The 20413-nt window shown below is 66.3% G+C and carries 20 protein-coding genes; 10 read left to right on the top strand and 10 right to left on the bottom strand.

Features of this window, described 5'->3' with window-relative positions:
* Nucleotides 1–13: 13 nt before the first annotated feature.
* The 4 genes from ACLQ3I_RS18120 (at nt 14) to katG (ending at nt 4015) form a co-directional block, all read left to right on the top strand.
* Nucleotides 14–910, top strand: a complete 897-nt coding sequence (locus ACLQ3I_RS18120) for an MBL fold metallo-hydrolase (protein ID WP_425804045.1) — start codon at nt 14–16, stop codon at nt 908–910.
* Nucleotides 911–1009: 99 nt separating this feature from the next.
* Entirely contained in the window at nt 1010–1234 is a 225-nt protein-coding gene (locus ACLQ3I_RS18115) for a dodecin (protein WP_425794139.1), read from the top strand.
* A 69-nt stretch (nt 1235–1303) separates the two neighbouring features.
* Entirely contained in the window at nt 1304–1747 is a 444-nt protein-coding gene (locus ACLQ3I_RS18110; protein WP_425794138.1) for a Fur family transcriptional regulator, read from the top strand.
* A gap of 120 nt (nt 1748–1867) precedes the next feature.
* The gene (gene katG, locus ACLQ3I_RS18105) at nt 1868–4015 is read left to right on the top strand and encodes a catalase/peroxidase HPI (protein ID WP_425804043.1); all 2148 of its coding nucleotides are present in this window, start codon (nt 1868–1870) and stop codon (nt 4013–4015) included.
* Between the two features lie 218 nt (nt 4016–4233).
* Here katG and bluB read toward each other — a convergent pair whose 3' ends face one another.
* Nucleotides 4234–4932, bottom strand: coding sequence for a 5,6-dimethylbenzimidazole synthase (bluB, locus tag ACLQ3I_RS18100; RefSeq protein ID WP_425794137.1), 699 nt, complete (start codon nt 4930–4932; stop codon nt 4234–4236).
* A gap of 88 nt (nt 4933–5020) precedes the next feature.
* Here bluB and ACLQ3I_RS18095 point away from each other — a divergent pair, with 88 nt between their 5' ends.
* From ACLQ3I_RS18095 to upp, 4 genes are all read left to right on the top strand, one after another.
* Complete coding sequence (locus ACLQ3I_RS18095) at nt 5021–5614, top strand: class I SAM-dependent DNA methyltransferase (RefSeq protein WP_425803704.1); 594 nt, start codon at nt 5021–5023, stop codon at nt 5612–5614.
* Nucleotides 5615–5743: 129 nt separating this feature from the next.
* Nucleotides 5744–7027 (top strand): GTP cyclohydrolase II, encoded by a 1284-nt coding sequence (locus tag ACLQ3I_RS18090; protein WP_425803702.1) that lies wholly within the window; start codon nt 5744–5746, stop codon nt 7025–7027.
* Nucleotides 7024–8280 carry a URC4/urg3 family protein gene (locus tag ACLQ3I_RS18085; RefSeq protein ID WP_425794134.1) on the top strand — a complete coding sequence of 419 codons (1257 nt, stop codon included), beginning with the start codon at nt 7024–7026 and terminating at the stop codon, nt 8278–8280. Before ACLQ3I_RS18090 ends, ACLQ3I_RS18085 begins: the two co-directional genes overlap by 4 nt.
* A gap of 14 nt (nt 8281–8294) precedes the next feature.
* Nucleotides 8295–8924, top strand: coding sequence for a uracil phosphoribosyltransferase (upp, locus tag ACLQ3I_RS18080; RefSeq protein ID WP_425794133.1), 630 nt, complete (start codon nt 8295–8297; stop codon nt 8922–8924).
* Nucleotides 8925–8988: 64 nt separating this feature from the next.
* Here upp and ACLQ3I_RS18075 read toward each other — a convergent pair whose 3' ends face one another.
* From ACLQ3I_RS18075 to ACLQ3I_RS18055, 5 genes are all read right to left on the bottom strand, one after another.
* Nucleotides 8989–9744 carry a CPBP family intramembrane glutamic endopeptidase gene (locus tag ACLQ3I_RS18075; RefSeq protein WP_425794279.1) on the bottom strand — a complete coding sequence of 252 codons (756 nt, stop codon included), beginning with the start codon at nt 9742–9744 and terminating at the stop codon, nt 8989–8991.
* Nucleotides 9745–9992: 248 nt separating this feature from the next.
* Complete coding sequence (locus ACLQ3I_RS18070; protein WP_425794132.1) at nt 9993–10613, bottom strand: TetR family transcriptional regulator; 621 nt, start codon at nt 10611–10613, stop codon at nt 9993–9995.
* A complete protein-coding gene (locus ACLQ3I_RS18065) occupies nt 10610–11476 on the bottom strand; it encodes an ABC transporter ATP-binding protein (protein WP_425794131.1) in 867 nt (288 codons plus the stop codon). Before ACLQ3I_RS18065 ends, ACLQ3I_RS18070 begins: the two co-directional genes overlap by 4 nt.
* On the bottom strand, nt 11473–12297 hold the full coding sequence (locus ACLQ3I_RS18060) for an ABC transporter ATP-binding protein (RefSeq protein ID WP_425794130.1): 825 nt from the start codon (nt 12295–12297) through the stop codon (nt 11473–11475). Before ACLQ3I_RS18060 ends, ACLQ3I_RS18065 begins: the two co-directional genes overlap by 4 nt.
* Complete coding sequence (locus ACLQ3I_RS18055; protein WP_425794129.1) at nt 12294–13346, bottom strand: ABC transporter permease; 1053 nt, start codon at nt 13344–13346, stop codon at nt 12294–12296. The genes ACLQ3I_RS18060 and ACLQ3I_RS18055 overlap by 4 nt, the downstream gene beginning before the upstream one ends.
* Nucleotides 13347–13445: 99 nt before the next feature.
* On the opposite strand from ACLQ3I_RS18055, the gene ACLQ3I_RS18050 reads away from it, so the two are divergent.
* A complete protein-coding gene (locus tag ACLQ3I_RS18050) occupies nt 13446–14411 on the top strand; it encodes an arsenic resistance protein (RefSeq protein ID WP_425803700.1) in 966 nt (321 codons plus the stop codon).
* 7 nt (nt 14412–14418) lie between these two features.
* Here the strand turns inward: ACLQ3I_RS18050 and ACLQ3I_RS18045 are convergent, their stop codons facing one another.
* Complete coding sequence (locus ACLQ3I_RS18045) at nt 14419–15153, bottom strand: glucose 1-dehydrogenase (protein WP_425803698.1); 735 nt, start codon at nt 15151–15153, stop codon at nt 14419–14421.
* Nucleotides 15154–15280: 127 nt separating this feature from the next.
* On the opposite strand from ACLQ3I_RS18045, the gene ACLQ3I_RS18040 reads away from it, so the two are divergent.
* Entirely contained in the window at nt 15281–16357 is a 1077-nt protein-coding gene (locus ACLQ3I_RS18040) for a diacylglycerol kinase (RefSeq protein ID WP_425803696.1), read from the top strand.
* Between the two features lie 30 nt (nt 16358–16387).
* Here ACLQ3I_RS18040 and ACLQ3I_RS18035 read toward each other — a convergent pair whose 3' ends face one another.
* The 3 genes from ACLQ3I_RS18035 to ACLQ3I_RS18025 are packed head-to-tail and all read right to left on the bottom strand — an operon-like array spanning nt 16388 to nt 20369.
* On the bottom strand, nt 16388–17788 hold the full coding sequence (locus tag ACLQ3I_RS18035; RefSeq protein WP_425803693.1) for a xylulokinase: 1401 nt from the start codon (nt 17786–17788) through the stop codon (nt 16388–16390).
* Nucleotides 17785–19269 carry a mannitol dehydrogenase family protein gene (locus ACLQ3I_RS18030; protein ID WP_425803690.1) on the bottom strand — a complete coding sequence of 495 codons (1485 nt, stop codon included), beginning with the start codon at nt 19267–19269 and terminating at the stop codon, nt 17785–17787. Before ACLQ3I_RS18030 ends, ACLQ3I_RS18035 begins: the two co-directional genes overlap by 4 nt.
* The gene (locus ACLQ3I_RS18025) at nt 19266–20369 is read right to left on the bottom strand and encodes an NAD(P)-dependent alcohol dehydrogenase (protein ID WP_425794123.1); all 1104 of its coding nucleotides are present in this window, start codon (nt 20367–20369) and stop codon (nt 19266–19268) included. The genes ACLQ3I_RS18030 and ACLQ3I_RS18025 overlap by 4 nt, the downstream gene beginning before the upstream one ends.
* Nucleotides 20370–20413: the final 44 nt, after the last annotated feature.

Below are 20413 nucleotides of genomic sequence, written 5' to 3'. Positions count from 1 at the left end.
GTACGCAGACGGAATGGGCATGGCGTCGAACTTTCGAGAAACCCGCTTCGACGACGTGACCGTGTTGGCGTCGAGTCACGGTGGCGCCTTCCCATACGGCAACACCGTGGTGGTGACCGGTTCGCAGGCGCGGTTGGTGATCGATCCCTCGCTCGACATCGACCACGATCCGGTGGGCGCCGATGCGGTGATGATCAGTCACGCCCACGAGGACCACATCGCCGGGCTGAAGCACTTCACCGGCGACAAGTATGCCCACCATGCGGACGTGGATGGTGTCCGCTCGCTGCAGGTGCTCCTCGACGGATACGGGCTGACATCCGAGGAACGTCACGCCGTCGACGCACAGATCGGAGATCAGTTCGCACTCCCCGACGGCTTCCCGGAAGCCATCGGCGTCGGCGACGGTCACGTGTTCGATCTCGGCGATGCGAGCGCCACCGTGATCCACCTGCCCGGCCACACCGCCGGGCACTGCGGGGTCCTGATCGAACCGGCGGGCTTTTTGTACGTTGCCGACATCGACCTCACCTCGTTCGGGCCGATGTACGGCGACGTCGGTAGCAGCGTCGAGGATTTCCTGATGTCGATCGAAAGCGTCCGCGCCATCGACGCCCGCTGGTACGGCACGTTCCATCAGAAGGGGGTCATCGACGGGTCGGCCGAGTTCCGACGCCGGCTCGACGCCTACGCAGCGGTGATCCATCGTCGAGAGGAACGACTCCTCGAATTCCTGGCTCGGCCGCGCACGATTCCCGACATCGTCGCCCACCGTCTGGTCTATCGACCACACGTCGAATTGCCGTTCGTCGACGCGGTCGAACGTCGCACCGCGCAACTCCATCTGGAACGTCTGGAAGCACACGATCAGATCATCTCGACCGACGGCGGTGGATTCGTCCGGAGGTGAACGCACGATGGGGCGGCGAGCCCGAACCCATCGCGATGGTTGGAATCGTTCTGATCAAAGCGACCCGACCTCCGCACGTCCCGTGGAAGTATCGGGTTCATGAGCGAGCACACATACCGAGTGATCGAAGTCGTCGGCTCCTCGCCGAACGGAATGGACGCGGCGATCGCCAACGCGATCGCCCGCGTCGCGGAGACCACCCGCAATCTCGAGTGGTTCGAGGTCGTCGGGACCCGTGGCCACCTCGTCGACGGAGCGATCGCCCACACCCAGGTCACGTTGAAGGTCGGTTTCCGCATCGAGGCGAACGACTCACTCGACTGACACACCGAGCGGCGAGCACTTTTCGCCGAAGACTTGACTCAGTCCAGAAAAGACGCCATATTTGTGTGCGTGCAGTCACACTCGGAGTACGCGAGCCAGTTGCGTGACGCCGATCTACGAGTCACCCGACCTCGGGTGGCCGTACTCGAAGCTGTGTGCGCGAGCCCCCATGCCGACACCGAGACCATTGTCGGCGCGGTTCGTGCCGGCCTGCCGGACGTCTCGCGTCAGGCGGTCTACGACATTCTTCGCGCCCTGACCGCTTCGGGCCTGGTGCGGCGCATTCAGCCGTCGGGTCACGTCGCTCGCTATGAGTCCAGGGTCGGCGACAATCACCACCACGTCGTATGCCGCTCCTGCGGGATCATCGCCGATGTCGACTGCGCCGTCGGGGAGGCACCATGCCTCGTCCCGTCGGACCACCAAGGTTTCGTCCTGGACGAGGCCGAGGTCATCTACTGGGGCCTGTGCGCAGAGTGCGCAGCCTCTCCCACTTCGGGATCACACCCGTGATCACAGCCCGAATCACCCACTCCCGAAAGGATTGTCGTGACTGAGGAAAATCCGGCCCACGCAACGGAGCACCCGCCGATAGCGGAGGCAAACACCGATGCGGACGACAAGGCCTGCCCGATGCGGATCAAGCCGCCTGCGGAGGGCGGCGGCAACCGCGATTGGTGGCCCAACCAGCTGAATCTCAAACTGCTGGCGCACAATCCGGATGTCGCCAATCCGGTGGGCTCCGACTTCGACTACGACTCCGCCCTGGCGGGTCTCGATGTCGACGCACTGAAGTCGGACCTCACCGACGTGATGACGAACTCTCAGTCCTGGTGGCCTGCCGACTTCGGGCACTACGGACCGCTCTTCATCCGGATGTCATGGCACGCCGCCGGCACCTACCGGGTCGAAGACGGCCGTGGCGGAGCGGGTTCCGGGATGCAGCGCTTCGCACCGCTGAACAGCTGGCCCGACAACGCGAGCCTCGACAAGGCGCGTCGTCTGCTGTGGCCGGTCAAGAAGAAGTACGGCAAGGCACTCTCCTGGGCCGACCTACTGGTCCTGGCCGGCAACGTCGCACTCGAATCGATGGGCTTCAAGACCGCAGGCTTCGCGTTCGGCCGCGTCGACGAATGGGAGCCGGAAGAGGTCTACTGGGGCCCCGAGGCCGAATGGCTCGGCGACAATCGCTACAGCGGAGAGCGCGATCTCACCAACCCGCTCGCAGCCGTCCAGATGGGCCTTATCTACGTGAATCCGGAAGGCCCGAACGGCAATCCGGACCCGATCGCGGCGGCCACCGACATCCGGGAGACGTTCGGCCGGATGGCGATGAACGATGTGGAGACCGCGGCACTCATCGTCGGCGGCCACACCTTCGGCAAGACCCACGGCAACGGCGACGCCGAACTCGTCGGGCCCGAGCCCGAAGCCTCCCCCATCGAGCAGCAGGGCTTGGGATGGGCCAACCCGCAAGGTACCGGTGTCGGCGCGGACGCGATCACCAGCGGCCTGGAGGTCATCTGGACCCACACGCCGACCAAGTGGGACAACAGCTTCCTGGAGATCCTGTACGGCAACGAGTGGGAGCTGACGAAGAGCCCCGCGGGCGCGAATCAGTGGCAGCCGAAGGGCGGCGGCTGGGCGAGTTCTGTGCCCGCGGCGCACGGATCCGGCAAGACGCATCCGTCGATGCTGACCACCGACCTGTCGATGCGGCTCGACCCGGTCTACGGCGAGATCACCCGTCGTTGGCTCGACCATCCGGAGGAACTCGCGGACGAGTTCGCCAAGGCCTGGTTCAAGCTGCTGCACCGTGACATGGGCCCGGCGGTCCGCTATCGCGGTCCGCTGGCGCCGTCCGAGACCTATCTGTGGCAGGACAATGTGCCCGCGCAGGAAGGGCCGGTCGTCTCCGATGCTGACGTCGATTCACTCAAGTCGCAGCTCCTGGAGTCGGGACTGACTGTCGCACAACTCGTTTCCACCGCATGGGCATCGGCATCGTCCTTCCGCGGCAGCGACAAGCGTGGCGGCGCCAACGGTGGCCGCATCCGTCTCCAGCCGCAGGTCGGCTGGGAGGTCAACGAACCCGACGAACTCGCCCAGGTCATCAGCAAGCTGGAGCAGATCCAGGAATCGTTCAACAGTGGTTCCGACGCGAAGGTGTCGTTCGCCGATCTCGTCGTGCTCGGCGGTGTCGCCGCAGTGGAGAAGGCCGCCAAGGACGCCGGTTTCGACGTCACTGTGCCCTTCACCGCAGGCCGCACGGACGCGACACAGGAATCGACCGATGTCGAGTCCTTCTCGTACCTGGAGCCCAAAGCGGACGGCTTCCGCAACTACGAGGGCAAGAGCAGCGAGTTGCCTGCCGAATACCGGCTTCTCGACAAGGCCAACCTGCTCACCCTGTCGGCCCCGGAGATGACCGTCCTCGTCGGCGGACTGCGGGTACTCGGCGCGAACCACAAGGATTCCGCGCTCGGCGTCCTGACCGACAAGCCGGGACAGTTGACGAACGATTTCTTCGTCAATCTGCTCGACATGGGCACCGAGTGGACGCCGTCACCGGCCGACGACGGCACCTACGTCGGCAAGGACCGCGACTCCGGCGCCCAGAAATGGACAAGCAGTCGGGCCGACCTCGTGTTCGGATCGAACTCGCAGCTCCGCGCACTCGCCGAGGTCTACGGCGAGGATGACGCGAAGGAGAAGTTCGTCAAGGACTTCGTCTCCGCGTGGGACAAGGTCATGAATCTCGACCGGTTCGACCTGGCCTGACAGTATGAAGGGCCCGTCCGGGCCAACGGGCAACGGCGCCTCTCCTGCTCATCTCGGGAGGGGCGCCGTTGCTTTCTGCGTGGAACGGGCACAGATCCGCCGATGGTCGCCCCATCGCCGGGTCGAATACGAAAGGCACTGTCCACAACGGGTTCTCGTAGACTCCGTCGATCGAGATGAATTCGGGCACGGCGATCATTGCCGGCCCTGGATACCGATTACTGTCGGCGATGTTGCACTGCCGACCCCACGGAGCCGGAGATATCATCGGTCTGCTCGCACGCACCGACCGAATGTGGTGACCCGAAGGTCTCCCGGTGCACGACATCCGACAACGACCGCCGCTCCCGCCAGCCGAATCGTTCGAGATCCGGCACGGTCTGCAACTTCGTGATCGGACCGACGCACAACCAGGCGATCACCTCGACCGCCGCGGGTACACCGACGAGCTCACGCAGAAACGGTTCCCGATAGAACGAGACCCAGCCGACGCCGAGTCCTTCCGCGGTCGCTGCGAGCCACAGATTCTCGATCGCCAGCCCTACGGAGAGCCGACCGGTCGAATCGATCGTGTGCCTGCCGAGGATGTGCCTGCCACCTCGGGCGGGGTCGTAGGTGACCACGATGCCGGTACCCGACTGCTCGATCCCCTCGACCACGATCGGCCCGAAGGTCGCCGCTCGATCGGCGGGCAGTGACCGCGCGAAATCGGCGCGGCAGTCGGCTACGTGCTCGGCGAACCGGGCCAGTATCTCGCGATCCTGAACGACGACGAAATCCCACGGCTGGGTGTTGCCGACACTCGGAGCGGCGTGCGCCGCCTCGAGAACCCGCGACAACCGAGCATCGTCGACCACATCGCCGCTGAATTCGTTCCGGACGTCGCGTCGCGCGCCGATCGCCTCGTAGACGTTCATCGAGCTTCCCCCATCATGCCGTTCACTTCCCCAAACAATCACGAACTCCGTCGGGCCGAGGACGACACACCGCGTGCCAGGATGAACCATGGGCACTCGATGGGAACAGACCGACGCACCGAAGGGCGATGCCTACGATGCCAGGTGGTCGCAGATGGCTGCGGCCGGGCAGGACATCCACGGCGAGGCCGACCTCGTGGGATCGCTGCTCGATCAGGTCGGCGGTGCACGTGTGCTCGATGCCGGATGCGGGACCGGCCGGGTCGCGATCGAGCTCCGTCGACGCGGCTTCGAGGTGGTGGGCGTCGACGCCGACACGACGATGCTCGACACCGCCCGACGCAACGACCCCGAGATCGAGTGGATACACGCTGATCTCGCCGATCTCGGATCACACCTCGTCGACCATCTCTTCGACGTCATCGCACTGCCCGGCAACGTGATGATCTTCGTTCATCCCGGCACCGAGAAGTCGGTGATCGCTCAGCTGGCGCGGCGTCTGCGGCCCGGTGGGCTGCTGGTCGCCGGGTTCGCGCTCCGACCGGATCGGATCTCGCTCGACGACTACGACCGGTATGCGTCGTCGGCAGGCCTCACGCCGGTCGATCGGTGGGCCACCTGGGAACGCGGGCCATTCGTCGGTGGTGACTACGCGGTGACGGTCCACGGACTCGAGAACTGAGATCGGGCTCCGATCGAGGTCCTCGCCGGATCCCATCACCCGGCATACGCTGGAGGTAATCGTTATGCTGGCGGTTTCCTCGGACGGCCAGGGCGAGCACCCGGTCGCCGGGGATGGACAGGAGCGACGATGACCGCAGATCTGAACGCGAACTCCGTGCCACCGACCAACCCCGGCGCCGTCGGTCACATTCGACTGACATCGCACAGCGGCGGCTCCGACGCCCTGCCCATCCGGTGGGGGGCGCGGACGGCCGCCGAACGCGGTCCTGTCGTCGGCACCACGTCGAGTCGCGCACATCGAAATGTCATCGGCACCCACAGTGGGTCCTACAGCGTCTATCGCGCGCTCGCCGTGGCGGCCGGAGCGCTCTCTCGCGAGCATCGTGCCGATCTCACCAACACTGCACCCACCGATGTGGTCGGCCCCTACCCACAGTGGTCGGAGCCCGGAGCGATCGTCAGCCTGGATCCATGGGGCGCGATGACTGCCGAGGCGTTCCGCACCGAGCTGGCCGCCGGCAACGACATCCGTCCCACCATCGCGATCACCAAAGCGCACGTGGTGCTCCCCGAGATCGCCGACGCCATCGCCAAAGGGCGACTGCACCCGGACGGGCGGTACCTCCTGCCCTCGGGCGCGGCGTCGGTCACCAAGGCTGCCATCGAACCGGTATGGCATCTACCCAGCGTGGCAGAGCGTTTCGGGTGCACAGAGGCCGAGCTGCGACGCGTTCTGTTCGAGGAGACCGGAGGCATGTATCCGGAACTGGTCACACGTTCCGACCTCGAGGTGTTCCTACCGCCGATCGGCGGGCAGACTGTCTACATCTTCGGCAGCGCAGGCGATCTCGCTGACCCCGAGGTCGAACTCACCGCCCGGGTCCACGACGAGTGCAACGGCTCCGACGTCTTCGGGTCCGACATCTGCACCTGCCGTCCCTACCTGACACACGCCATCGAGGAGTGCATCCGGGGCGCACAACGTGGAGGGGTCGGGCTGGTCTCCTACTCGCGCAAGGAGGGGCGTGCGCTCGGAGAGGTGACCAAGTTCCTCGTATACAACGCACGCAAACGCCAGGTCGGCGGCGACACCGCGGACCAGTACTTCGCGCGAACCGAATGTGTTGCCGGCGTGCAGGACATGCGATTCCAGGAGCTCATGCCAGACGTCCTGCACTGGCTCGGCATACGCAAGATCCACCGGCTCGTCTCGATGAGCAACATGAAGTACGACGCCATCACCGGATCCGGGATCGAGGTCGGTGAGCGGGTCAACATCCCCGACTACCTGGTCCCCGAGGACGCACAGGTGGAGATCGACGCCAAGATGGCGGCCGGCTACTTCACGCCGGGCCCGGTTCCGGATGCCGTCGAACTCGGCAAGGCCAAGGGACGAGGGCTGGACGGATGATCGCCGACACCGCGGGGAGTACCGCGCGGCAGGACACCGGCAACCCCTGTGACGGCGTCGCACTGCTCCGCACGACCGCATCCATCCGGGAACGCGCCACCGCTCTCGTCGAGCGCGCCAGGTGTGGTGACTCGAGGTGGTTCACCGTGCACGACGACGCGCGCACGGCCGCCGCAGACGAGGTCGCCTCGGTCACCCGACAGCGCTACCCGGATCTCGATATTCCATTCCACAGTCGGTGGCGGCATTTCGAGACCGGCGGCGTCGACCGCGTGGCGTCGATCGACGACCGACTTCCCACCGACCCGGCCGAGCGAGCCCGTTCATTGATCGACCTCGCGGTGATCAGCGTGCTCCTCGACGCCGGCGCGGGTCCCGACTGGACTTTCCACGAGAGTGCCACCGGACTCCGGATCGGGAGATCCGAAGGGCTCGCGGTCGCAAGCTGGTATGCGTTCGTGGCGGGCCTGTTCTCCAGCGACCCGCGACGACCCCTGCAGGTCGACGCGGGCGCACTGCAGCGGCTGTCGCCCGAGTCGCTCGGTGCGGCCTTCCAGGTGGGCGTGGCCAATCCACTGGTCGGTGTGGACGGACGCGTCGAGTTACTCTGTCGACTCGGCGCCGTCCTGGCGGAGCCGGAGGTGTTCGGTGACTCCGGCAGGCCGGGACACCTTCTCGACTTTGCCATCTCGTCGCCCCGATCATCGGTGGCCGCGACCGACATACTCGCCGCACTGCTCGGGTCTTTGTCCGGAATCTGGCTGTCCGACAACACCATCGACGGCCGCCCGCTCGGCGACTGCTGGCGCCACGACGCTGTGTCCGGACCTGGCGTGACCGCCGGGTGGATGCCGTTCCACAAGCTCTCGCAATGGCTGACCTTCTCACTCCTGGAGCCGCTGGCGTGGTCCGGCATCGACGTCACCGGCATCGACGACCTGACACCGCTCCCCGAGTACCGCAACGGCGGACTACTGCTCGACACCGGCGTCATCGAGCTGCGCGACCAGGACCTCGCACACCGGATCTGGTCACCCGGCGACGAACTCGTCGTGGAGTGGCGCGCACTCACCGTCGGCCTTATCGACGAGCTCGCACCCCTGGTCCGTGACGCCCTCGGGGTCGACCGGGCGAGGTTGCCGCTCGCATGTGTCCTCGAGGGAGGGACCTGGGCCGCCGGACGCGCGCTGGCCGGCCGGCTCCGCAACGGCCTGCCACCCCTGACCGTCGCAAGCGACGGCACCGTCTTCTAGCACGAAGGACACTGATGGACGACGTCGTTCTCATCGAACACCCACTGGTGCAGCACAAGTTGACCCTGATGCGCCGCAAGGACACCTCCACCAACGACTTCCGGCGCCTCCTGAACGAGATCTCCACGCTCATGGCATACGAGGTGCTGCACGACATGCCGATGCAGCCGATCACGATCGAGACGCCGTTGGAAACGATGACGGCGAATGTCATCGACGGCAAGAAGGTGGTGTTCGCATCGATCCTGCGCGCGGGCACCGGGATCGTCGACGGGATGCTGACCGTGGTGCCCGGCGCGCGCGTCGGCCATATCGGGCTCTACCGGGACCCGAAGACGCGGGTTGCCGTCGAGTACTACTTCAAGATGCCCGGCGAACTCACCGAACGTGACGTGGTGGTCGCCGATCCCATGCTGGCCACGGGACACTCGGCGGTCGCCGCGGTGGATCGGATCAAGGAGTACGCACCGCGATCGATCAAATTCGTGTGTCTGTTGACCTGTCCGGAGGGCATCGCCGCGCTGCACGCCGCTCATCCCGATGTCCCGGTCTTCACGGCCGCCGTCGACCGCGGACTCGACGACAACGGCTACATCGTGCCGGGCATCGGCGATGCCGGTGACCGGATCTTCGGTACGACGTGACGAATGCTTCAACGGGTGCCGACGGACGCGGCCACCGGGTCGACTGGAAAGCTCTTGTGGTGACTCAGGACGGCAGATGCCAGGCGACCGCCGCACCCACCGCGCCGATCGCATTGAGGGCCCAGTGCAGCGCGATCGGGGCCAACAGACTGTTCGCGCGATAGCGCAGCCAACCCAGCACCAACCCGGCCAGAGAGGTCGCCACGACAGCACCGAGAATACCGGCGATCTGACCGAGCGTGCCCGAGCCGAGAACTCCGCTGAGACCTGCGTTTCCCGACGTCAACCCGAGCGACGAACTGATGTGCCAGAACCCGAAAGCGATGGCACCGAGTCCCAGCGTCGCGCGCACCCCGAACAGGCGACCGAGCGATCCCTGGAGGACACCTCGGAACAACAACTCCTCGGGTAACACCGTTTGCAGCGGGATCACCACGAGCGCCGCCAGTGCCGCCTCCGAAGCGCTGTCGTAACGATCGGACAAGAAGAACTGCCGGGTGGCCGGGATCGCCACGGCCACCGTCACGACGGCGAACACGACCACCACTGCGGCCACCGCGTAGGGAACCCCGGCCCGCAGTTCCGAACGACTCAGACCCATCTCACGCCACTGGAGGCCGGCCACGCGGGTGCCGGTGACGAGCAGCACGGCCGCCACCGGCACCGCGAGCATTCCGGTCCATCGCCCGGTGAAATGCGCGACGACATTGGTGGCCACGAGGAATCCGACAACCGCGACCAGCATCCACACCGAACGTGTGTGGGACACCGTGACATCGGGATGCGGCGAGCCGTCTGACGAGCGTTCCGGTGTTGTCATCCGCTGCTCGACCGCCCGCCGTCCGACCATCGTCGACCACGGCACGCCGATACCGACATCTGCAGCAATCGGGCCATCGCGCATCCTCGTGTGGGTTCACTGTTCTGCCTGAAGGTACCCGGAATCGTCGGCGCCCCGGACAGCTCACCCGCGGGATGGGCGTCGCGGCACACATCGAGTCCGGTCACCTCCACCATCTGCTCACCTGTGGATCCCCCGCCGGATTCTGGCAGTCACATTCGTCCTGTTCATCGTCGACGAGCGGCCGGAGCCCCGAGCGGACCGGTGAGATAGCCCTGCACCACCGGGCCGATGAGTGCGGCGAGTTCGTCGGCTGTCGCATCCCGGATCGAGGGCACCTTGACGATGTATCGCATCAGCGCGAGGCCGAAGATCTGCGTGGCAACCAAGCCGTACCGAAGTTCGGGGTCGTCGTCGGCGACGATCCGGCTCAGCGCGGACCGCACCACACCGAGTTGCAATTCGCGCATCCCGTCGGCGATCTCATCGTGGGTGGTCGCCACCTTCATCAACGCGATCACGCGTGCACGCGCCTCCGGATGCCCCTCCCAGAAGCCGACGAGCCGTCGGACGAACTCGATCCCCGGCGTGTCCACGGCGTCGACGCCGGCGAACACGGCCTCCACGTCGATCTCGGGCCGTAACGCTTCGACCAGGAGCGCATCCTTCGTCCCGAAATAGTGGTGGATGAGGGCCGGGTCGACACCGGCCCGCTTTCCGATGGCACGCATCGTGGTTCGCTCGAAGCCGTTGGCCGAGAAGAGCTCACGTGCAGACACCACGATGGCCGCCCGATTGTCACCCGCCTCGTCGACGAGTCGCGGACGGCCACGACCGCGACCGCTCACCGGTCGGCCCCGCGGGCCAGAACCAGCATCCGCTCCTCGATCGTCGCACGTACCGGTTCCAGTCGGGCGTCGACGCCTGCCGAGGACAGCACATTCGAGAGCAGCCGCTCGTCCGGGTCCGGCACCCGGATCGCGCGCCCGGACAGGATCACCGGGATGCCGGCGTCGTTCAGGACCGCGAACGCGTGAGCCCAGTCGTCGGTCTGCACCGCGACTGCACGGGTACCTCCGATGATGTCGTCCTCACTTCCCTCCGCGACCAACTGTCCACCGGCCATGAGCAGCAGCCGATCACACTGCTGGGCCTCCTCCATGTAGTGGGTGGTCACCAGTACCCCGACACCGCTGTCCGCCTGTGCACGGATCGTGTCCCACAGCCCGGCCCGGGACAACGCGTCGACTCCCGAGGTCGGTTCGTCGAGCACCAGCACGGTCGGATCGTGGGCCAGCGCGACGATGAACGCCGTCTGTCGCTGGGCTCCGAGCGCGAGGTCGCCGACCAACGTGTCACCCACGTCCCCGAGTTGGTCCGGTACTGGCGGAACCGGCACCCCATAGGAGCCGGCGCTGAACGACAAGTTCTCCTGCACGGTGAGATCGCGGTACAGACCGAGGTTCTGGGGCACGTACCCGAGGCGTGCGCGGCGCGCACGGTCAGGCATGCCGCCGAGCAACTCGACCGACCCCTCCGAGGCCCCGAGCAAACCGAGAAGCATTCGGATCAGCGTGGTCTTCCCTGCTCCGTTCGCACCGAGAAGGCCCACCACCTCACCCGGTCCCACCGTCATCGACACGTCGTCCACCGCGGTGAAGTCACCGAATCTCCTTGTGACGGATCGCGCGCGCAGGACGTCGGCACTCATGAGGCGTGCCCCTCCTGACGACGCTTCAACGACAGCGCGATCACGATGTCCTCGAGATCGGGCGACACGGTCACGGTGTCGGCTCCCGCCGGTCGATCCGGCCAGTACTCGTGCCGCTCCCGACCCCGGCGCCATGACCACTCCGGCCGGACCGGGTCGGCGGTCCTGGTGATGGTGCCGGTGAACCCCGCCCGCACGTCGTCGTAGGAGCCGTGGACCAGGGCGCGCCCGTCGTCGAGGACCACGAGGTCGCCGGCGCGCTCCGCCTCATCGAGATACGTCGTCGACATCAGCACGGCAGCACCGTCCGCGGCCGCCTCGGACACCATGCGCCACAGATCGATCCGGCTCACCGGATCCACGCCCGTACTCGGTTCGTCCAGGAGCAACAGCTCTGGCCGGTGCAACATCGCCATCGCTGCGCCCAACTTGCGCCGCATACCGCCGGACAATGCGGACGCCAGACGGTCGGCCGCAACGCCCAGGCCCGATCGTTCGATCAGTTCCTCCCGCCGTCGTTTCAGCGTGTCGCCGCCGAGCCCGTAGATGCCACCGACGAAATCGAGGTTCTGCCGGACAGTGAGGGCTGCCCAGCTGCCCGGCCCCGCCGAGAGGAACCCCATCCCGTGCTTGTCGGGTGCGTGCACGGTTCCGGCATCCGGTGCGATCTCGCCCGCGAACACCCGCAGCAGCGTCGATTTCCCCGCACCGTCACCGCCGACGAGCGCCACCACCTGACCTGCCGGAACATCGACGGTCACACTATCGAGGGCCGTTCGGTCGCCGAATCGAACCGTGACGGAACGCGCTGAGGCGATCATGCCGCGCGGGCTCTCGAGGCATGCGACTTCGACGCATCAGGCGCGAGATCACGACGGAATCGCAGGGTTGCGCCCGTGAAGACGACGATCGCCATCACCGTCAACACCACGAGCGGCAACCACAACGATGTGATCGGGGCATCTCGCAGCATCACGCCCTGCGAGATCATCGTGAAGTAGGTCAGCGGGAGCAGGTACCCGATCCACCGAACGCCCGCGGCCATGGCGTCGAGTGGAAAGATCATCCCGGACAGCAGGATCTGCGGCAGCAGGAAGAAGAACGCCGTCTGGATCGCCTGCCCGGTGGTCTGCGAGATCGTTGAGATGAGCACCCCCAACCCGAGTACGACGAACAAGAAGATGGCCGCCCCGAGCGCGAACACGAACACGTTCCCGTTGAACGGCACACCGAACAACAGCATGCCCAGGACCGTCACCACGATCATGTCCAGCGCCGCGAGCAGGAAGTACGGCACGATCTTGCCGAGGATCACCTGACTTGGCCGGATGGGCATGACCGCCAGTTGTTCCAGGGTGCCGGCCTCGCGTTCCCGGACGAGGCCGATGCTGGTGACGATCGTGCCGATGAACGTCAGGATCAGGCCGATGATCGCGGGCACCATCACCCACGACGTCTTGAGGTCGGGATTGAACAACACCTGCGTGTCGACCCGCTCGCCCAACTTGTTGAGGATCGACACCGTTGACTGCGCCGCGAACAGATTCGACCCGTCCACCAGAGCCGTGACCTGCGTACCCGGATCCGACCCGGTGACCAGTGCGACGTCGACCTTGTTCTCCCGCAACAGATCCTGCGCCTGGTCACGTCCGTCATCGGGAGCGGTGACGGTGACGTCGAAATAGGAGGGCAGTGCCGACGCCACCTGTTGCGCGGACGGCCCGGTCACCGCGGTCGGCACCGACGAGACGTAGAAGTTCGCGGCGTATCCGAAGATCACCAACAGCAGCAGCGGCAACACGACAAGCATTGCCAGGGTGCGACGATCCCGTCGCAGTTCGCGGAATTCCTTGAGAATCATGGCGCGCATATCGAATGCTAGGCATGATCGACACCCGAGGTCAACAAGTGATGAATTAATTCTGACCCTCGTCGATCACGTGCCGGCGCCGTGACAGACAATGGTCGGATGTCCGAGCACGGCACCGTCACGCGCATGATGGAACGGCGCCAGGCGCCGATCTATGTCGGCGGGATGGGCATCGGAGCACTCGTCGGACTCGCCGCACCCGCTCTCTCGGCCGTGCTGGGCCACGGGATCAACCCGGCGATAGCCGCGCTGCTGTACGTGACGTTTCTTCAAGTGCCGGTCGCGAATGTGGGCGCCGCGCTCCGGGATACGCGGTTCATGGCGGTGCTGCTCGGGGTGAACTTCATCGTGGTCCCGGCGGTCGTTGCCGTGCTCTACCCACTGGTACCCGGGGATCCGGCCATCCGGGTCGGAGTCCTGCTCGTCCTGCTGTGCCCGTGCGTCGACTACGTGATCGTGTTCAGCGGGCTCGCCGGCGGGGACAATCTCCGGCTACTCGCCGCGACGCCGGTGTTGCTGATTCTCCAGATGGCGCTGCTACCACTGTTTCTCATGGCATTCATGGGCGGTGAGGTGACCGACCTGGTGGACGTGTCGCCGTTCGTCACGGCCTTCGTCGTGCTGATCGTCATCCCACTGGCGCTGGCCTGGGGCACCCAGGTGGCCGCGGCGCGATCGGCACCGGCACAACGGTTCCGGGACGGTCTCGGCATCACGATGGTGCCCCTGATGACCATCGTCCTCGCAGTCGTGGTTGCTTCCCAGATCCACACCCTCGACGGCCACGGACATGACGTGGCCGGCCTGATCCCCGTCTATGCGATGTTCTTGGTGGCGATGACCATCCTCGGACTGATGATCTCCCGGCTCGCACGGATGAACCTGCGGGGGCAACGGGCCATCGCATTCTCCGGGGCCACCCGCAACTCCCTCGTCGTGCTGCCACTGGCGCTGTCGCTGCCGCCGGGCTTCGAGGTCGCCGCCTCGGCGGTGGTCACCCAGACACTCGTCGAGGTCCTCGGAATGGTCGCACTCGTGGCGGTCATCCCGAGGACCACTCGTTGACGGACCGTCAGTTGTGCGGCACGTCTGCGGTCAGCCCACCGTCCATCACGAACTCGGCGCCGGTCGCATAGGACGACTCGTCGCTCGCCAGGAAGATGATGAAGGTCGACACCTCACTGGATTCGGCGGGCCGGCCCAACGGGGTCTTGATGATGTCATCCGGTAGCCCTTCGGTCATCGGCGTCCGGATCAGTCCCGGATGGATCGAGTTGACGCGGATGTTGTGCGGTGCCAGTTCGAGTGCGGCCGACTTCGCGAGTCCACGGACGCCCCACTTGGAGGCAACGTAACCGTGCGCCCACGGGCTGCCGCGCAGCCCCTCGACCGATGACACGTTGATGATGGACCCGCCACCCGCGGCGATCATCGGCTCGACCGCCACCTGCATGCCGAGGAAGGTTCCCGTCAGGTTGACGTCGATGATCTGCTTCCACTTGTCGAGACGGAACTTCTCCAGCGAACTCCCGTTCACGATGCCGGCGTTGTTCACGAGGACATTGAGCTTGCCGAAGTCGTCGACCGCCGTCGTGACCGCTGCCGCCCAGTCGTCCGGCGACGTCACATCCAGGTGTACGTACCGCGCAGCATCGCCGAGTTTGTCGGCGAGCGCCTTGCCCTCATCGTCGAGAATGTCGCCGATGACCACCTTGGCGCCCTCGTCGACGAGCATGCGCGCGTGCGACGCCCCCATTCCTCGTGAACCACCGCTGATCAGCGCGACCTTGTCATCTACACGTCCCATGGCGAGCCAGGTTACCTGGCCAAGCGTCAAATGAGAACAGGTTCTACCGACTCGTCGGCCGACGTGATCTACTGAGATGGACAGTAGTCCGGACAATTGTTCACCTGACCAGGACAAGGAGCATTCCATGCCGATCCGCGTGGCTCACGTAGGAACCGGAAATGTCGGCCGTCTGGCCCTTCGCCAGCTGATCGACGACCCTCGATTCGACCTCGTGGGGCTGGCCGTGTCGTCACCGGAGAAGGTCGGCAAAGATGCCGCCGAGCTGGCCGGGCTGGACCACGCGCCGACGGGCGTGGTCGCCACCGACGATCTGGACGCGATCATCGCCGCCGAACCCGACTGCGCGGTCTACTGCGCGATGGGCGACACACGTCCGGTCGAGTCACTCGACGACTGCGTGCGACTGCTGTCGGCAGGCATCGATGTGGTCGGGTCGGCGCCGGGGACCCTGCAATTCCCCTGGGGCGCGATGCCTTCCAAGGCCATCGCCAAGGTCGAGTCGGCTGCCGAGTCGAACAGATCGAGCATCTTCATCACCGGCGTCGACCCTGGATTCGCGAACGATCTGATCCCCCTGGCCTTCGCCGGGACGTGCCAGCACATCGAGCAGGTTCGGTGCATGGAGATCGCCGACTACGCGACCTACGACGGCGCGACGGTGATGTTCGACGTCATGGGGTTCGGCAAGCCGATGGACGAGACGCCGATGCTGTTCCTTCCCGGTGTGCTCGGATTGGCCTGGGGCACCACGATTCGCCAGCTCGCTGCCGGATTGGGCGTGGAGGTCGACGAGATCGTCGAGCGATACGAAGACCTCCCCGCCCCAGACGATTTCGATATCGCATCCGGACACATCGCCGCCGGGACGCGCGCCGCTGTCCGCTTCGAGATCATCGGGATGGTCGCGGGCAAGCCGTTCATCGTCATCGAGCACGTGACCCGTCTGCGTGACGATGTGGGTGACGACTGGGCGCGCCCGGCCCAGCCGGGCGGCTGCTATCGGGTCGAGATCGTCGGCGAGCCCTCGTATCGGGTCGACATCTGTCCGACCAGCCAGCACGGAGACCACAACCACGCGGCGATCGTCGCCGCGGCGGGGCGCATCGTCAACGCCATCCCCAACGTCCTCGACGGCCCACCGGGAATCCGCACCACACTCGACCTGCCGCTGGTGACCGCCGCGGGCACCGTCGCGTCCTGAACGATCTACCCGCCCGCGGCCGGATTCACCTCACCGGCTGAGGACCAATCCGGTCGCGGACAGGTAGCGGCGGTAGACGTCGGCGCCGAGACCCGAGTCGGTGGGCGTGCCATGGTGGTGCTCGGCCGCGAGATCCCAGGTGGGCAGTTGCCCGGTGAGCGCCCAGGCAGCCTGCCGCGCCGCGCCGCGTGCAACGTATTCGCCTGCCGCGGGCACCGTCACCGCACGGCCGAAGAGTCCAGGTGCCACCGCGAGCACCGCGGCCGAACGGACACCTCCGCCGACCATCACGATCCGGTCGATCCCGATCCCCTGCTCACCGATCAGGTCGAGGCAATAGGCGAGGGAACACAGGAGACCTTCCACGGAAGCACGCGCAACGTTGGCGGGAGTCCAGTTGTCGCCCGTGATCCCGACTATCGACCCCGTGGCGTCCGGGATGTTGGGTGAGCGCTCTCCGGACAGGTAAGGCACCATGACCAGGCCACCCGCGCCGGGTTCCGCGGTGAGCGCCAGCCGGCCGAACTCGTCGAGATCGACCCCGAGCATCCCCGCAGTAGACGCCAGCACGGGCGCCCCGTTGAGCGTGCACACCAGAGGTAGTTGTCTGCCGGTGGCGTCTGCGAAGCCGGCGACGAGCCCGGACCCGTCGCGCGGGGGCGTATCGGTGATGACACTCACCACACCTGAAGTCCCCAGGGACACAATGCAATCACCGAGTCCGGCGGCCAGTCCCAGCGCCGCGGAGGCGTTGTCCCCGGCGCCCACACCCAGCAGGCACCCACTGCTGGTGCGCCCCGCCGAAGCATCTGGCTCCAAGACGGTCGGCAGCACCGGCCGCCGACCACGGAAGGCCAATTCGAGGAGGTCCGGCTGATATGACCCGCCGGCCGCCGCGAAGTATCCCGTACCGGAGGCGTCGCTGCGATCGGTCGTCAGAGTGCCGATCCCGTCGGCGCCGCGCAGCCGCCAGGTCAGCCAGTCGTGCGGTAGGCAGACGGCGGCGGTCGTATCCGCGACGTCGGGCTCGTGATCGGCCACCCACCGCAGCTTGGCCGCGGTGATGGCAGCGACCGGGACCACACCGACCCGCGCAGCCCACTCGTCGGCGCCGAGCTCGTCGACCAGGGCGGCGGCGCACGCGGCCGACCGGGTGTCGTTCCACAGCAGCGCATCCCGGATCACCTGGCCGTTCCGGTCGAGACAGATCAGGCCGTGTTGTTGTCCGGAAACCGACACCGCGTCGACGTCGTCGAGCCCACCCGCTCCTCGGATCGCATCCTCGAGTGCGGTCCACCAGTGCTCGGGGTTCACCTCGGTACCCGCGGGATGTGCGGCCTTGCCCTCGCGGACGATCATTCCGGTGTCGGCGTCGCACACCACGACCTTGCACGATTGGGTCGACGAATCGACCCCCGCCACCAGGGTCATGCGAGCAACTCCTCCAGCGTCGCGCGTGCGCCGCGCGATCGCAGCGACGTCAGCGCTGCCAGATACGGTTTCGTGAATCGCTCGTCGGCGGCGAGGTCGCCGAACAGCGCCGCCTCGGCGACAAACGCCAGCGGCTCGGTGCGCGATCCGCGTGCGAGCGGCACGAGTCGGTCGGCCAGCGGATCGACCACCTCGATCGACTCCCCGTGCTCGTCGGTGCCCTCCGCATACCGGGTCCAACTGGCCACCACCGCTGCGGACAATGTGACGTCGCCGCCGGCGGCCAGGCGCTCACGAATGACCGGTACCAACCACTTGGGGATCCGGTCGGAGGAGTCCTGGCAGAGACGTGCGATCGTGTCCGCGATCGCCGGATTCGAGAATCGCGTGATCAGGGTCTCGGTGTAGTCGTCGAGGTCGACACCGGGAACCGCCCGCAGTGTCGGCCTGCCCTCCTCGGACATGTAGCGACGCAACAGAGTCGCGATCAACGGGTCCGAGGTCGCGTCGTGAACGTATCGATAGCCGAGGAGATACCCGAAGTAGCAGAGCGCCTGATGACTGGCGTTGAGCAGCCGGAGTTTCATCAGCTCGTAGGGCGTGACGTCGTCGACCACCTGCACCCCGACATCCTCCAAACGGGGCCGCCCCATCGAGAAGTCGTCCTCGAGCACCCACTGGGTGAACGGTTCGGCGACCACCGGCCAGCGGTCGTCGATCCCGGTACGGGACACCACCTCGGCACGCAGGTCCCGCGGAGTCGCCGGCGTGATGCGGTCAACCATGGAATTCGGGAAACGGGTGTGCTCGGCCATCCAGCCCGCGAGCTCTGGATCCTTGAGACGCGCGAAGGCGAGAAAAGTCGACTTCGCCACCTCGCCATTGCCCTGGATGTTGTCGCACGACATGACGGTGAACGACGGGATGCCGCGCGCACGCCGCCGCCGCAACGCCTCGGTCACCAACCCGAAAACCGTACGCGGAATGGCATTCTCGCCGAGTTCGGCGACGATCTCCGGATTCTCCGTGTCGAACTCGCCGGTCGACGGGGAGAAGTTGTAGCCACCTTCGGTCACCGTCAGCGAGACGATCTCGGTATCGGGCGAGGCGAGCCGCTCGATGACGCGGTCCGGATCGTCGGGTGCGAAGAGGTAGTCACCGAGCGATCCGATCACCGACGTCTCGACGTCGCCGTCCGGGTGTTTGAGCGTCAGGCTGTATAGGCCGTCCTGCGGGACCAGCGCGTCACGCATCGCCGCGTCGGCCGGCCGGACACCGACACCACAGATCCCCCAGGCGAGGGCATCCTCATCGCCAGTGGCGAGCAGACGGTCGAGGTACATGGCCTGATGCGCCCGATGAAATCCACCCACCCCGAAATGCACCACGCCCGTACGCAACCGTGTCCGGTCGTAATGCGGTGTGGGCGTCCCGACGACGGTCGGCAGCTGCGATTGACTCAACTCAACAGACCCGCTCACGTGACACGTCCCTTCATGGTGTCGGATGCCGGCCGGTTCGCCGACGACGATACGGACCGGGACATGCCCGGGTAGATGACCGCCTTGATACTGCCGGGAGTGCGGTCGGCGTCGAGGGCGGCTCGCGTGTCGTCGAGACCGAACCTGCCGGTGACCATCGCGTCGAGGTCCACACCTCCCGAGGTGATCAGCGAGATCGCGGTGGGCCAGGTGTTCGCATAGCGGAACACTCCGGTGAGGACGATCTCGCGATTCTGGATGACCGTGACAGGCAGCGTCATCGCATCCGCCCCCATCCCGACCAATACCGCCCGGCCGGCGGGTAACAGCGCCGAGATCCCCGCCACCACGGCGGCCTCGACACCGCTGGCGTCGATGAACGCGTCGACCGGCGACACGGGCGCGCCGGGCTCGATGATGTCGGTCGCCCCGAACAGGCCGGCCGCATCACGCCGGTCAGGGTCGGGCTCACTGATGACGATCCTGGTCACTCCCGCCGCGCGGCAGACCTGCGCACACATCAGACCGATCGGTCCGGCACCGGCGATCAGCACCGAATCACCCATCCCGACAGCTGCTTTACGGATGGCCGCGATCCCCACCGACAGCGGTTCACACAGAGCGGCGGCATCGTCGCTGACCGTGTCGGGCACATCGTGAGCAAAGGAAGCACCGATGGTGACGTATTCACAGAGTGCACCGTCGACGGGCGGGGTCGCGAAGAACCGCATGTGGGGACACAGGTTGTAGAGGCCACGCCGTGACTCGGAGCTCGTGGGGTCCGGCGTCTGCGGCTCGATCGAGACCCGCCGGCCGATCCGGGACCGCGCGACTCCGGGTCCCACCGCGACGATCTTCCCGGCCGCCTCGTGCCCCAGGATCAGCGGTGCCTCGACAACATGCGTCCCGATGCGTCCATGGCGCACGTAGTGGGCGTCGGACCCGCAGACCCCCACGGCACTGACCCGGATCAGCACTTCTGCAGGCCCGGGACTGGGGACGGGCCGCTCCTCGACGGTCATCTCGCCGCCCGGATACAGAACACTCGCGCGCATCGTGCTGATCACCAGATCACTGTCGGCATCGGTTGTTGCGTCCATCACACGAACGATGTTAGCGTACTGAGCATATTTCCGGCCAGTGA

This window comes from Gordonia sp. DT101, from assembly GCF_049844895.1.
Taxonomy (GTDB): Bacteria; Actinomycetota; Actinomycetes; order Mycobacteriales; family Mycobacteriaceae; genus Gordonia.
The sequence above is the reverse complement of the archived record's forward strand: the minus strand, read 5'-3'. Positions and strand labels throughout refer to the sequence as shown.

Bases quoted from the DNA above. Each gene is read 5' to 3' on its own strand.
- ACLQ3I_RS18095 (WP_425803704.1), top strand. From the start codon at position 5,021: ATGGGCACTCGATGGGAACAGACCGACGCACCGAAGGGCGATGCCTAC.
- ACLQ3I_RS18075 (WP_425794279.1), bottom strand. From the start codon at position 9,744: ATGACAACACCGGAACGCTCGTCAGACGGCTCGCCGCATCCCGATGTC.
- bluB (WP_425794137.1), bottom strand. From the start codon at position 4,932: ATGAACGTCTACGAGGCGATCGGCGCGCGACGCGACGTCCGGAACGAA.
- ACLQ3I_RS18035 (WP_425803693.1), bottom strand. From the start codon at position 17,788: ATGACCCTGGTGGCGGGGGTCGATTCGTCGACCCAATCGTGCAAGGTC.
- katG (WP_425804043.1), top strand. From the start codon at position 1,868: ATGCGGATCAAGCCGCCTGCGGAGGGCGGCGGCAACCGCGATTGGTGG.
- ACLQ3I_RS18045 (WP_425803698.1), bottom strand. From the start codon at position 15,153: ATGGGACGTGTAGATGACAAGGTCGCGCTGATCAGCGGTGGTTCACGA.
- ACLQ3I_RS18090 (WP_425803702.1), top strand. From the start codon at position 5,744: ATGACCGCAGATCTGAACGCGAACTCCGTGCCACCGACCAACCCCGGC.
- upp (WP_425794133.1), top strand. From the start codon at position 8,295: ATGGACGACGTCGTTCTCATCGAACACCCACTGGTGCAGCACAAGTTG.
- ACLQ3I_RS18060 (WP_425794130.1), bottom strand. From the start codon at position 12,297: ATGATCGCCTCAGCGCGTTCCGTCACGGTTCGATTCGGCGACCGAACG.
- ACLQ3I_RS18040 (WP_425803696.1), top strand. From the start codon at position 15,281: ATGCCGATCCGCGTGGCTCACGTAGGAACCGGAAATGTCGGCCGTCTG.
- ACLQ3I_RS18115 (WP_425794139.1), top strand. From the start codon at position 1,010: ATGAGCGAGCACACATACCGAGTGATCGAAGTCGTCGGCTCCTCGCCG.
- ACLQ3I_RS18085 (WP_425794134.1), top strand. From the start codon at position 7,024: ATGATCGCCGACACCGCGGGGAGTACCGCGCGGCAGGACACCGGCAAC.
- ACLQ3I_RS18025 (WP_425794123.1), bottom strand. From the start codon at position 20,369: ATGGACGCAACAACCGATGCCGACAGTGATCTGGTGATCAGCACGATG.
- ACLQ3I_RS18065 (WP_425794131.1), bottom strand. From the start codon at position 11,476: ATGAGTGCCGACGTCCTGCGCGCGCGATCCGTCACAAGGAGATTCGGT.
- ACLQ3I_RS18055 (WP_425794129.1), bottom strand. From the start codon at position 13,346: ATGCGCGCCATGATTCTCAAGGAATTCCGCGAACTGCGACGGGATCGT.
- ACLQ3I_RS18050 (WP_425803700.1), top strand. From the start codon at position 13,446: ATGTCCGAGCACGGCACCGTCACGCGCATGATGGAACGGCGCCAGGCG.
- ACLQ3I_RS18120 (WP_425804045.1), top strand. From the start codon at position 14: ATGGGCATGGCGTCGAACTTTCGAGAAACCCGCTTCGACGACGTGACC.